Raw genomic sequence first — 12578 nt, forward strand, 5'->3', positions numbered from 1 at the left:
CGAATCCCGTAGGGGTCACCATTTTGGAGGATTAGCTCAGCTGGGAGAGCATCTGCCTTACAAGCAGAGGGTCGGCGGTTCGATCCCGTCATCCTCCACCATTTATATGCCGGTGTAGCTCAACTGGTAGAGCAACTGACTTGTAATCAGTAGGTTGGGGGTTCAAGTCCTCTTGCCGGCACCATTCCCACATATATATGGAGGGGTAGCGAAGTGGCTAAACGCGGCGGACTGTAAATCCGCTCCTTCGGGTTCGGCAGTTCGAATCTGCCCCCCTCCACCATCTTATAAAATTATAGGCGTTTTTTATTCATATATTGGGCTATAGCCAAGCGGTAAGGCAGCGGATTTTGATTCCGTCATGCGAAGGTTCGAATCCTTCTAGCCCAGCCATTTTTTAAATTTCATATGGGGCCTTAGCTCAGCTGGGAGAGCGCCTGCCTTGCACGCAGGAGGTCAGCGGTTCGATCCCGCTAGGCTCCACCATTAACTACATAACACCATAATTTCGTCTTAAACTAATATAGTTTAAGACTTTTTTGTGTTTGTATCTTTATACATCAATTTGTTAAGTTGAACCATTTATCTTTTCAGTTATAAAATGGAAAAGAGGGGGAGATGGGATGAATATAGAGAAAATATCATTAATCGGTGTTCCTATGGATCTTGGTCAAACACGAAGAGGGGTAGATATGGGGCCAAGCGCGATCCGGTATGCTGGGATTGTTGAGCGTTTTAAGGATCTGCAACTTGAAGTGGAAGACTTGGGGGATATTATCATTAGTCGCACTGCTAATAGAATTCCTTCACACTCTAATTTAAAAAACTTACCGGTTGTTACCGAGGTAAATCGATTATTAGCAGATAAAGTAGATGAAATTATGAAGAATCATTCATTTCCGCTTGTGTTGGGAGGGGATCACTCCATTGGTATCGGCACTTTGGCTGGGGTAGCAAAGCATTATCAAAATTTAGGTGTAATTTGGTTTGATGCCCATGGAGATTTAAATACAGAGGAAACTTCCCCTTCTGGTAATATACATGGAATGCCGCTAGCTGTTAGTATAGGGCTTGGTCATCCAGATTTAGTCAATATACAAGGGTATGCGCCTAAGGTTAAGCCAGAACATATTGTGATTATTGGCGCTCGATCGCTTGACGAAGGCGAGAAGAAGTTGATTAAGGAAAAAGGAATTAAAGTCTATACGATGCATGAAATTGACCGTTTAGGAATGGCGACAGTTATGGAGCAATGTATTACATACTTAAGTGAGCGAGTAGACGGCGTTCATTTATCTCTAGATTTAGATGCGCTAGACCCCGCAGATGCCCCAGGGGTAGGGACACCTGTTAATGGAGGGGTTAGTTATCGGGAAAGTCATTTAGCCATGGAGATGTTGGCAGAGTCTCAATTAGTTACTTCTGCAGAGTTAGTTGAGGTAAATCCGATTTTAGATGAACGAAATAAAACGGCAGTACTTGCAGTCGCGTTGATGGGCTCGCTGTTAGGAGAAAAGCTTTTATAAGTTAGTTTAAGAGGACAGTAACTTCCGAGTCATGAAGTTGCTGTTTTTTTATGTTCGTTCATTTGTATTTTATTGAACAGACTGGTAAAAACTTTGTTAAAATTAAAATGGGGAAATTTTTGAAACCTTTTAGCTTACGATTCGTACTTATCGTATAGCCGCATGAGCGGGGGTAGAAACAGGATGGAAGCACTTATAAAAAAAAGAATTAATCAAGTTCTAAAAGGGGATCAAAACGCATTTGGAGAAATTGTTGAACTATATAAGGATAAAGTTTTTCAACTTTGCTTTAGGATGCTGGGGAATAGGCATGAAGCAGAGGATTTAGCTCAAGAAGCGTTTGTGAGGGCCTTTGTAAATATCCATAGCTTTAAGATTAACATGAAATTTTCAACATGGTTATATCGAATTGCAACGAACCTCTGTATTGATCGACTTCGAAAGAAGAAGCCAGATTATCATTTAGATGCTGAAGTAGCTGGTACAGAGGGATTGAATATGTATTCGCAGATTGCTTCAGATACATTGAAGCCAGAAGAGGAAGTGGCATCATTAGAGCTTCAAGAATCTATTCAGGCAGAAATCACAAAGTTGCCAGAAAAATATCGATCGGTTATCGTTTTGAAATATATTGAAGAACTATCATTGAAGGAAATTAGCGACATATTGGATTTACCAGTCGGTACAGTCAAAACGAGGATACATCGCGGTCGTGAAGCTTTGCGAAAACAACTGCGCCATTTTTAAAAAGAAGGTGAGTATTTTGAATTGCCATGAGGATATCATTGAATATATGCACGATTATTTAGATGAAGACATTACGTCAGAGCATCAAGAAATTTTACGGAGTCATTTACAAACCTGTTCTGAATGTCGAGAGTATTTTCATGAGATGAAAAAGGCAGTTGCTCTCGTACAAAGCACGTCCCATATTAAAGCACCTGATGACTTTACAGCTAGAGTTATGGCCCAACTTCCTAAGGAGAAAAAACAAGTAGGGGCCAAGCGCTGGTTTAAGCAACATCCACTTTTAACAGCAGCGTCCTTGTTTGTTTTACTTATGACAGGTTCCGTTTTTTCGACTTATAATGAAGATCAACGATTTTCTGTATCGAAGCAACCGAATTTAATTGTAGAAGGTGAAACTGTCATTGTTCCAGAGGGGAAGACCGTTGAGGGAGATATCGTTGTCCAAAATGGGGACATTCGTATTGAAGGTCAAGTGGATGGTGATGTGACTGTTATCAATGGTCAACAATATATGGCTGCAGCCGGGAATGTTACGGGGCAGATTGAAGAAATCGATCAAGCTTTTGAATGGCTATGGTTTAAGATAAAACATACAGTGAAGTCTATTGTGTACCCAGAAGCAGGAGAAAAATCAGGCGAGGAGAACTAGGTAGCGAATCTGCCTGAAGCTAGTGCTTCAGGTGGATTTGCCTTTTCCGATTGTATTAAATTTAGGATTATGATATGGAAAATGGTATACTAAAAAGGTTCGTGATATTTGTGCTTACATAGGTTAAGTGTTTTATTGACTGGAGGAAATAATATGGCATTACCCGATTTAACATTTTGGGATTACGTAGTAAATTTATTAGATATTTTCCTCGTTTGGTTTTTAATATATAAGATATTTAACATTATTCGTGGGACAAAGGCTGTTCAACTGTTAAAAGGAATTTTTGTTATTGTGGTTGTGCGCAGCTTGAGTAGTTTGCTTGGTTTAAATACGTTAGGGTGGTTAATGGAACAGGTTATGACCTGGGGGGTTTTGGCTATCTTGATTATTTTTCAACCAGAATTAAGACGTGCTCTTGAACAGTTAGGACGAGGAAGCCTTTTTTCACGAAATAATATGCCAGAAGAGGATGAGCAAGAGCATTTGGTAGAAGAAATTGTGAAAGCTTCTGCCTATATGGCAAAAAGACGGATTGGAGCTTTAATTTCAATTGAAAAAGGGACCGGTTTAAGCGACTACATTGAAACAGGTATTCCGCTTGGATCGCATATTACGTCGGAACTATTGATTAATATATTTATTCCCAATACCCCGCTTCATGATGGTGCGGTAATCCTACAAGATAATAGAGTGGCTGCAGCGGCTTGTTATTTGCCGTTATCGGAAAGTCCTTTTATTTCGAAAGAATTAGGTACACGTCATCGAGCGGCAATTGGTATTAGTGAAGTAACCGATTGTTTAACCATTGTTGTCTCGGAAGAAACAGGGAGTATTTCACTGACTAAAAATGGTGAGCTGTATCGTAATTTAGATCAGGATGCATTTAAAGAAATGCTGATAAATGAACTTGTATTAAATAAAAACAAGCCTACTTCCTCAGGAATCTTGAGCTGGAGGGGGAAGAAGAATGGATAAACTCATGGCGAATAAATGGTTTGTTAGAATCGCGTCGTTTGTGATTGCTGTTTTACTGTTTATTTCAGCGAACTTTGAGTTGAAGTCTGATAAAAAGTCAATTGGATTTTCAACTTCTCCTGATATCGCTACGGAGACGATTGAGAACGTCCCGGTTGAAGTGTACTATGACATGGAAAACCTGGTTGTCAGCGGTATGCCTGATAATGTTGATGTGACCTTGAAAGGGGCTAAGGCACTTGTTACAGCTGCGAAAAATCAACGTGACTTCAAAGTGTATGTCGATCTTTCTGACCCCAATATTACGATAGGAAGTCGAACTGTAACGTTTAAAATTAGCGATCTAAATGAAAAACTAGTGGCAACAATTGAGCCGGAGTATGTCGAAGTGAACATTCAAGAGAGGGTCACGAAAGAATTCCCAGTTGAAGCTGAATATGACCCCTCTGCGTTAGCCGATGGATACTCAGCAGAACCGCCGACCGTTAGTCCACAAACAGTAAAAGTTACGGGGGCTAAGGAAACGATTGAACAAATTTCTTATGTGAAAGCCATGATTGGTTTAAATAAAGGTGTTAAAGAGACAGTAAACGGTAAAGCAACTGTTCGAGCTTTAGACCGCAATTTAAATAATCTGGATGTCGTTATTGAACCAGCAAGTGTTAACGTTACTTTGCCGATTAGTATACCATCTAAGACAGTTAAAATTAATGCTGTTCAAAAAGGGAAGGCCAAAGATGGAATTCAAATTAAGAGTTTATCAGTTAATCCAAAAGAGGTAACGGTATACGGAAAAGAAGAGGATCTAAAAAACATTAACAATATTAATGTAGATGTTGATATTTCAAAAGTGACCGGCAATACGGAATTAGAGGTCAAACTGCCACAGCCTGATGATGTGAAGAAAATGTCAGTAAGCACGGTTAAAGTGAAAGTCCAAACGGATCATGTAGTGGATGAAGAAGAAAAAGAAAAAGAAAAAGAAGATCAAGAACAAGAAGAACAAATAGAACCTGACGAAGAGGAACAAACGCAGGAGCCACAGGAGCAGCAAGAAGAAGAACAAGAGGTAGCGGTTGAATCTAAAAAACTAACTAACCTCATAATTGGGATTACTGGGTTGGATGAGAATCAGGAAGTAGAGGTAGAACCTAAAACGACGGATATTACGCTGATGGGAGCTAGCCAATACTTAAAGAATATAACAGTGAATGACATAGTCGTGACGGCAGATGTTAGTCAATTAACAGAAGGTAAGCATGATGTACCGTTATCTGTTAAAGTACCTGACAATGTGGAATGGGAACTCTCATCATCAACCGCAACAGTCTCCATTACTCAAAAGGAAGAAACATAGTCTACGCTTACAGGCGTTTATACAATAGAAACGATTCAAAGAAGGAGCGATTTTAGATGGGTAAATATTTTGGTACAGATGGAGTAAGGGGTGTGGCGAACAGCGAGTTAACTCCTGAATTAGCATTTAAGTTAGGTCGTTTTGGCGGGTATGTATTAACGAAGCATGCCGAAACTCCGAAAGTTTTAATCGGACGTGATACGCGTATTTCTGGCCATATGTTAGAAGGCGCACTGGTAGCAGGCTTATTATCTATTGGTGCCGAAGTAATGCGCTTAGGAGTCATTTCAACCCCTGGTGTGGCCTATTTAACAAAAGCGTTAAGTGCTGAAGCAGGTGTCATGATTTCTGCTTCGCATAACCCAGTTGCGGATAATGGGATTAAATTTTTCGGACCAGATGGGTTTAAGCTGACAGATGAGCAGGAAGCAGAAGTAGAAGCGCTGCTTGATTCAGAACAAGATGAGCTGCCACGTCCAGTTGGTGGAGATCTAGGACATGTCAATGATTACTTCGAAGGTGGCCAAAAATACATTCAGTACTTAAAACAATCTGTGGATGAAGAGTTTACAGGTATTCATATTGCTTTGGATTGTGCTCACGGTGCGACATCTTCTCTTGCGACACATTTATTTGCCGATTTAGATGCAGATGTTTCGACAATGGGGGCTTCACCAAATGGTTTAAATATTAACGAAGGTGTGGGCTCGACGCATCCAGAAGCATTGGCTTCCTTTGTTCTTGAAAAAGGTGCGAATGTAGGACTGGCATTTGATGGTGATGGTGATCGCATTATCGCTGTTGATGAAAAAGGAAATATCGTAGATGGCGATCAAATTATGTATATTTGTGCCAAGTATTTAAAGGAACAAAATCGTTTGAAACATAACACAGTTGTTTCGACGGTAATGAGTAATCTTGGTTTCTATAAAGGATTAGAGGAACATGGTGTAAATAGCGCACAAACGGCTGTTGGAGACCGATATGTTGTTGAAGAAATGAAAAAGGGCGGCTACAATCTAGGGGGAGAACAATCAGGTCATATTATTTTCCTAGATTATAATACAACAGGAGATGGCTTATTAACCGGTTTACAACTCGTTAATATTATGAGTGAAACGAAGAAACCGTTATCTGAATTAGCTGGCGAAATGAAGAAGTATCCACAAACACTTGTGAATGTACGTGTGAGCGATAAACATGGTGTTACAGCGAATGAAAAAGTGCAAGGAGTCATTCGAGAAGTGGAAGCGGAGATGAATGGAAACGGACGTATTTTAGTTCGACCATCAGGAACGGAGCCTCTTGTGCGTGTTATGGCAGAAGCCCCGACTTCTGAAGAATGTACACGCTATGTTGATCGAATCGTCACTGTTGTACAAGTTGAAATGGGATTGGCTGAATAAGAAAATTTTTACAAAGATATGTTTTAAAAATATGCATAAGAGGCACAAATTTGCCTTCTATGCATATTTTTATGTTATATGGTTCAAAAGAATCACTTTAGATCAAATTAGAGATTATGGAAAATGAATGCTCCTTAAGTCATTTTATGAGGTGAAAAAGTAATATAAGATTGACCTTTTGTTTAGTTTTGTTTACGATATGCTTATCCTGTTTTCTATGCTTTCTAATATTTGTCAATTAAAAAGCAGGAGGAGGGGAAAGGTAATAATATAATATAGTAGTTTTACAAGCGCCTGAACTAAGTCTGGACGAAACGATGGCTTAGTTGACGAGGGGGAGGTTTATCGAACAATCGGCGGATGCCTCCCGGTTGAATGTGCACAACCGTCGTAATTTTCATCTTAAAACAGCGGGGCAACTTGCTGCACAAAGGGTGGAAAATGCACAAACAGTAAAATTTAAAAAATAATGAGGTGAGGGGGTAAGTATGTGCAAAGCCCGTCTGATACATGCTTACCTCCTCCAACCGGTTTGGAGGAACATCACTATGTGTGGAATCGTTGGCTATACTGGCCTTCAAGATGCGAAGGAGATTTTATTAAAAGGTTTAGAAAAGCTTGAATATCGTGGATATGATTCAGCAGGTATTGCTGTTAAAAATGAAGAAGGTGTAACCATTTTTAAAGAAAAAGGCCGTATTGCGGATTTACGTGCTGAAGTGGACCGAGATGTGTCAGCACATACAGGAATTGGACATACGCGCTGGGCAACTCATGGTGTACCGAGTCAAGATAATGCGCATCCGCACCAAAGTGCATCAGGAAGATTTACACTTGTTCATAATGGAGTTATTGAGAACTATGCGATTTTAAAACGTGAGTATTTACAAGATGTAACGTTTAAAAGTGATACAGATACAGAAGTAATTGTTCAATTAATTGAGAAATTCGTAAACGAAGGAAGAAATGTTGAGGAAGCATTTCGTCATACATTAACCTTATTAAAAGGCTCTTATGCTCTAGCGTTATTAGATGCTGAGAATACTGAGGTCATCTATGTAGCAAAAAATAAAAGCCCATTATTAATTGGTGTGGGTGAGGACTTTAATGTAGTCGCTTCTGATGCAATGGCAATGTTGCAAGTAACCGATCAATTTTTAGAACTAATGGATAAAGAAATGGTCGTTGTGACAAAAGAAGATGTAACGATTAAAAACTTAAACAATGAAGAGGTTTCACGTGAACCCTATACAGCAGAGCTAGATGCGAGTGATATTGAAAAAGGAACGTATCCGCACTATATGCTTAAAGAAATCGATGAGCAGCCAGCTGTTATTCGTAAAATTATTCAAGCTTACCAAAATGAAAACGATGAGCTTATGATTGACTTCAATATTGCAGAAGCTGTAAGCGGAGCGGACCGCATCTATATCGTTGCTTGTGGAACAAGTTATCACGCTGGTTTAATTGGTAAGCAGTTCATTGAAAAAATGGCGAAAATTCCAGTAGAAGTGCATGTGGCTTCGGAATTTACGTACAATATGCCGCTTTTATCAGAAAAACCGTTATTTATCTTCATTTCACAAAGTGGTGAAACGGCGGATAGCCGTGCCGTTCTTGTGGCAATTAAGGAGTTAGGCCATAAAGCTCTTACGATTACAAATGTACCAGGCTCTACGCTTTCTCGTGAAGCGGACTTTACGTTACTTTTACATGCAGGTCCAGAAATTGCAGTAGCGTCTACAAAAGCTTATACAGCTCAAGTAGCGGTACTTGCTATCTTAGCTAATGTAGTGGCAAAGTTCCGCAATGAGGAGATAGACTTCGATCTTGTAAAAGAGCTTGGAATGGTAGCAACAGCTATGGTTGCTCTTTGTGATTCGAAGGAAGAAATGGAAGCTATTGCTCGTGAATTCTTATCTGTGACACGTAACTGCTTCTTTATCGGCCGCTCTTTAGACTACTATGTAGGTTTAGAAGGGGCATTGAAGTTAAAGGAAATCTCATATATTCAAGCAGAAGGCTTTGCTGGTGGAGAGTTAAAACACGGCACGATTGCATTAATCGAAGAAGGTACACCGGTTGTTGCGCTTGCAACGCAAGAAGGTGTGAACTTAAGCATTCGTGGAAATGTGAAAGAGGTTGCCGCTCGTGGTGCGAACCCATGTATTATTTCTATGAAGGGATTGGAAGAAGAAGACGATCGTTTTGTTATTCCAAAAGTGCATGAACTATTAACACCGCTTATTTCTGTAATCCCTCTCCAACTCATTGCATACTACGCAGCACTTCACCGCGAATGCGATGTGGATAAACCGCGTAATTTGGCGAAGAGTGTGACAGTTGAGTAATAGGGGTATGAGATTAGTTATAGCTGTGGATTTAAAATAAAGTCGTACCGTTTATAAAAAAAGATGTACCGTTTTACCCCTTTGGATATTTTTATCTAAAGGGGTGTTTTTATAGTGAAAGGAAAAAGAACATCTGAATTGAAAGATCAATTGAGGAACTGTTGAGTGACAATAAGTTATTCCGTTAAAGGGCCAGATTGTTGAGTAAAGGAAGGAATTATCAGAAAGTAAAATGAAGCTTTAAGCAACTCAATTATAGGATTTAGTTGAAGATTAAGATGGTGTAAAATGTTTTTTTATTCTATTTTTTAAAAAGGATTATTCCATATAGAAAAGAGAAGCCCCTGAACAGTAGATGTCCAGGGGTCATTAGTGTGTTTGGACTAATACTTCCTAGCGAATAATACGACAAAATTAAAGTATTTATAGACACAATCTACATCTTTAAAACCACTATTTATTAACCAATTAATTTGATTATCTAGTGTAGTCATCTTATCAAGCTTTGTTCGCTCATATGCTGCCTGAATCTCGCTACCCGTTAAACCACTCATATTTATCTTATTTTTCCAATCATTTTTATACATAGAATCTATAAAGGGTGTATGGCCGAGTACTTGGTCAGCATTTATGAAAATCCCATCAGAATTCAATATGAAGTAAATATTATCGAACAACTTCTTTTTTGCTTCATCTGTTAAGTGGTGTATAGAAAGTGAAGATACCACAATATCGAACTTATCTTCAAATCTATGCTCAGAATAATCAGCAATTAGATAGTCAATATAGTCATCTTCTTTAAAACGAGTCTTAGCTTGTTCCAACATATTTTCGGAATATCGATTAGTGTAATTTTTGCTTTCGGAAACTTTTCTTTTATAAAGGAAGAAAATAGCCCTGTTCCAGCCCCTATGTCTAAAACCCTTGGTGTTTCCTTGGATGTCTCGATAATTGATATTGGAATTGAATAAAAGTCATCAAAGCAAGGAATTAACTTCCTTCGTTGATTATCATATTGAAGTGCGTTTTGGTTAAACTTTTCTTTTACCTTATTAATAGTGGTATCCATAATCCATTCCCCCTAAGACCTCTTAATTTATTACTAGAATAATCCAATTGTAAAATATCTAGTATGTAATGAAAAATAACAAAAATATTGAAAATTGATAACGAATAGTTATTGAATAGCAATTTAATGAAAATTGGATTCATATAATAGAATTTGAAGAAATTTTTTGCACTCATAGTAACATGGCAGAATTATAATAAGCCTCAAGACTTAGATTGAAATATATCCCAGGCTCATTATAAGGAATTCATTCGCAAGATAAAATGAAGTTAAAAAGGTCATAGGAAGAAGTGAAAATCATAAAAACTAAAAAGAAACTTAGATTTTGGATTTTTATAAGGAATATGTTAATAGCTATAGTAGCCGCACTGGTTGTTTGGGTCATTTTTAGCAATATTATGACTGCATATGAAAAAGATAAGTATCCAGCAATAGGTCAATTAATTGGAGTAGATGAGAATAATATGCACGTCTACACAAAGGGAAATGGGGATCATACAATCGTTTTATTAAGTGGGCATGGAACTGCAGCACCAGCACTGGATTTTGAACCTTTAATCAATGAAATGGCAAAGGATAATAAGGTAGTAGTGGTAGAGCCTTTTGGATATGGATGGAGTGATATAACCAAAAAGGAACGGACAGTGGAAAATATAGTGGAGGAAATAAGAACTGCTCTCAAAAAATTGAACATAGAAGGTCCATACATATTGATGCCGCATTCCATTTCGGGAATCTATAGTATGTATTATGCCAATACATACCCAGAAGAAGTGAAAGCCATTATAGGAATAGATCCAACGTTGCCAAAAGCGTTGAATTATTTTGGTGAAGCTGCTCCTGCGATGCCACAATATTTCGGTTTTATGGCACCAACAGGAATTGCAAGATTGGCATTGTATTTGATTCCGGACAATTTCCTTCCGATAGCTGAAGAAGGTATTTATACAGAAGAAAATCTAAAGATGACAAAAGCAATCTCTGCCTGGAAAGGCAACAACAAAAATGTAGTTGATGAAGCGAACGAAATAAATAGTAATATTAACAAAACCGTTGATATGAAATTCTCTTCTAATATGCCAGTTTTATTCTTCACTACGAAAGAAGAGAAAGTAACAGAAGAAGGTAAAAATAATGTAACTTTTTATGAAACACAGTTAACGAATTACCCTGCTAGTAAAATTGTTACTTTACAGGGACATCATTATCTTCATTGGACTCGTTATAAGGAAATGAGCAAAGAAATTAATGAGTTTACAGAATCAATCACTATTAATTAATAAATTAATGGGAATACCTTTTTCTTCAAAGAAATCATAGCTAATAAAAATTGTTTTGGTATTCAACAATCGGGCACTTTAATGGAATAAGAATCACAGAAATGATCAAATTTTTTTCAAAATGGATTCTTTTTATTTATCGCAAAATACCGGTTTGTGAGGTGCTTTTGATTAAACTTTATTTCAAAGCTACAAAAGCTTTAAAATAAATCTTGATAAGAACAATTCATAATGTGTATAACATTATGAATTGTTCTTATTTTTTTAATTCCTGTATGATGAGGATATATTGTTAAATGACGATAAAGTCATTTGAAAAATAAATAGAATATTTCCTAAGAAATATGGATTACTCGGTAGAATAAGGAGAGTGAAATTGTGTCATATTCATGGGAGCGGCCGAAATTAAATATTTCAAAGACAAAGAGTGAGTGAGTTTGGGATATGATTGGATTTTCCACTTACCTTGGATCCCTTATTTTTTTAATTATTATTTGGGGTACACTTCCAGAAGAAGTACCTGCACATTATAATGCTCTCGGTGAGGTAGGTCGTTGGGGTTCTAAATGGGAGTTACTTAGCGGCTTTAGTCAATGGTTTTTGCCTGTAACAATTATTGGAATGGGTATTCCAATTGTGTTAGGAATAATAAAGCAAAAAAGGATTCAATGATATGGAAGAGAGCAATGGTTCACGTATTTTATATAGAAGACGAGCAGGGGATAGGCAACAAGGAAGAGTCTTAATCATAGCTTTTTTATATAATTCAATCTGTTCCTTATATGAAATCTGCAGGAGACTGCTCTGCGGCAGATTAAAGTATTTTGAAATTAAGTATTGATTTATATATATCAATATAGTATTATATAAAAACCGGCTAAGAAGTTCTGTTAATTTCTATAAAAAGTCGTTGTATTGAAAAAACAATTTTATTTTCAATAATTGTTAAGAAAAATATTTCAAAAAAACAATTGACGAATTGAAAATAAAAGCGTATAATCAATTCTTGTCAGCAAGACAAACTAGTTCTTTGAAAACTAAACAAAACAGAAACGCCAACGTTAATTTTTAAAGTGAGCACACACTATTAAAAAGTGCAACATGAGCAAGTCAAATTCTATCGGAGAGTTTGATCCTGGCTCAGGACGAACGCTGGCGGCGTGCCTAATACATGCAAGTCGAGCGAATCAATGGGAGCTTGCTCCCTGAGAT

Annotated in this window: 11 protein-coding genes, 5 tRNA genes and 1 rRNA gene; 15 read left to right on the top strand and 2 right to left on the bottom strand. The window is 37.7% G+C overall.

Going from position 1 to position 12578, the window contains the following annotated elements:
- Positions 1-25: 25 nt before the first annotated feature.
- The 12 genes from ACE199_RS23090 to glmS all read left to right on the top strand — a co-directional run bounded on the left by ACE199_RS23090 (position 26) and on the right by glmS (position 9017).
- Positions 26-101 (top strand) — tRNA-Val (locus ACE199_RS23090).
- A gap of 7 nt (positions 102-108) precedes the next feature.
- Positions 109-184 (top strand) — tRNA-Thr (locus tag ACE199_RS23095).
- A gap of 15 nt (positions 185-199) precedes the next feature.
- Positions 200-283: transfer RNA gene (locus ACE199_RS23100), tRNA-Tyr, on the top strand.
- A 35-nt stretch (positions 284-318) separates the two neighbouring features.
- A tRNA-Gln gene (locus ACE199_RS23105) sits at positions 319-393 on the top strand.
- 17 nt (positions 394-410) lie between these two features.
- A tRNA-Ala gene (locus ACE199_RS23110) sits at positions 411-486 on the top strand.
- Between the two features lie 137 nt (positions 487-623).
- On the top strand, positions 624-1526 hold the full coding sequence (gene rocF, locus ACE199_RS23115; protein ID WP_375351865.1) for an arginase: 903 nt from the start codon (positions 624-626) through the stop codon (positions 1524-1526).
- A gap of 183 nt (positions 1527-1709) precedes the next feature.
- Positions 1710-2273, top strand: coding sequence for an RNA polymerase sigma factor SigW (gene sigW, locus ACE199_RS23120; protein ID WP_252288308.1), 564 nt, complete (start codon positions 1710-1712; stop codon positions 2271-2273).
- Positions 2274-2289: 16 nt separating this feature from the next.
- The gene (locus ACE199_RS23125) at positions 2290-2925 is read left to right on the top strand and encodes an anti-sigma factor family protein (RefSeq protein WP_375351867.1); all 636 of its coding nucleotides are present in this window, start codon (positions 2290-2292) and stop codon (positions 2923-2925) included.
- Between the two features lie 153 nt (positions 2926-3078).
- Positions 3079-3903 carry a diadenylate cyclase CdaA gene (gene cdaA, locus ACE199_RS23130; RefSeq protein WP_127758695.1) on the top strand — a complete coding sequence of 275 codons (825 nt, stop codon included), beginning with the start codon at positions 3079-3081 and terminating at the stop codon, positions 3901-3903.
- The gene (locus tag ACE199_RS23135; RefSeq protein ID WP_375351868.1) at positions 3896-5260 is read left to right on the top strand and encodes a CdaR family protein; all 1365 of its coding nucleotides are present in this window, start codon (positions 3896-3898) and stop codon (positions 5258-5260) included. The genes cdaA and ACE199_RS23135 overlap by 8 nt, the downstream gene beginning before the upstream one ends.
- A 56-nt stretch (positions 5261-5316) precedes the next feature.
- Positions 5317-6666, top strand: a complete 1350-nt coding sequence (gene glmM / locus ACE199_RS23140) for a phosphoglucosamine mutase (RefSeq protein ID WP_375351870.1) — start codon at positions 5317-5319, stop codon at positions 6664-6666.
- 548 nt (positions 6667-7214) lie between these two features.
- Entirely contained in the window at positions 7215-9017 is a 1803-nt protein-coding gene (glmS, locus tag ACE199_RS23145) for a glutamine--fructose-6-phosphate transaminase (isomerizing) (protein WP_375351871.1), read from the top strand.
- 383 nt (positions 9018-9400) lie between these two features.
- On the opposite strand, the gene ACE199_RS23150 is transcribed toward glmS, so the two are convergent.
- Positions 9401-9844, bottom strand: a complete 444-nt coding sequence (locus ACE199_RS23150) for a class I SAM-dependent methyltransferase (protein ID WP_375351873.1) — start codon at positions 9842-9844, stop codon at positions 9401-9403.
- Complete coding sequence (locus ACE199_RS23155) at positions 9790-10086, bottom strand: methyltransferase domain-containing protein (protein ID WP_375351875.1); 297 nt, start codon at positions 10084-10086, stop codon at positions 9790-9792. The genes ACE199_RS23150 and ACE199_RS23155 overlap by 55 nt, the downstream gene beginning before the upstream one ends.
- 290 nt (positions 10087-10376) lie before the next feature.
- Between ACE199_RS23155 and ACE199_RS23160 the strand changes: the two genes are divergently transcribed.
- The 3 genes from ACE199_RS23160 to ACE199_RS23170 all read left to right on the top strand — a co-directional run.
- Positions 10377-11366 carry an alpha/beta fold hydrolase gene (locus ACE199_RS23160; protein WP_375351877.1) on the top strand — a complete coding sequence of 330 codons (990 nt, stop codon included), beginning with the start codon at positions 10377-10379 and terminating at the stop codon, positions 11364-11366.
- Between the two features lie 444 nt (positions 11367-11810).
- Positions 11811-12038, top strand: a complete 228-nt coding sequence (locus tag ACE199_RS23165; RefSeq protein WP_375351879.1) for a DUF1648 domain-containing protein — start codon at positions 11811-11813, stop codon at positions 12036-12038.
- A 445-nt stretch (positions 12039-12483) separates the two neighbouring features.
- Positions 12484-12578, top strand: a 16S ribosomal RNA gene (locus tag ACE199_RS23170); the annotation flags it as partial.

Origin of the sequence: Peribacillus sp. Hz7 (assembly GCF_042136355.1) — a bacterium.
Classification (GTDB): Bacteria; Bacillota; Bacilli; order Bacillales; family DSM-1321; genus Peribacillus; species Peribacillus asahii_A.

Bases quoted from the DNA above. Each gene is read 5' to 3' on its own strand.
- cdaA (WP_127758695.1), top strand. From the start codon at position 3,079: ATGGCATTACCCGATTTAACATTTTGGGATTACGTAGTAAATTTATTA.
- ACE199_RS23165 (WP_375351879.1), top strand. From the start codon at position 11,811: ATGATTGGATTTTCCACTTACCTTGGATCCCTTATTTTTTTAATTATT.
- ACE199_RS23155 (WP_375351875.1), bottom strand. From the start codon at position 10,086: ATGGATACCACTATTAATAAGGTAAAAGAAAAGTTTAACCAAAACGCA.
- sigW (WP_252288308.1), top strand. From the start codon at position 1,710: ATGGAAGCACTTATAAAAAAAAGAATTAATCAAGTTCTAAAAGGGGAT.
- rocF (WP_375351865.1), top strand. From the start codon at position 624: ATGAATATAGAGAAAATATCATTAATCGGTGTTCCTATGGATCTTGGT.
- glmM (WP_375351870.1), top strand. From the start codon at position 5,317: ATGGGTAAATATTTTGGTACAGATGGAGTAAGGGGTGTGGCGAACAGC.
- ACE199_RS23135 (WP_375351868.1), top strand. From the start codon at position 3,896: ATGGATAAACTCATGGCGAATAAATGGTTTGTTAGAATCGCGTCGTTT.
- ACE199_RS23150 (WP_375351873.1), bottom strand. From the start codon at position 9,844: ATGTTGGAACAAGCTAAGACTCGTTTTAAAGAAGATGACTATATTGAC.
- glmS (WP_375351871.1), top strand. From the start codon at position 7,215: ATGTGTGGAATCGTTGGCTATACTGGCCTTCAAGATGCGAAGGAGATT.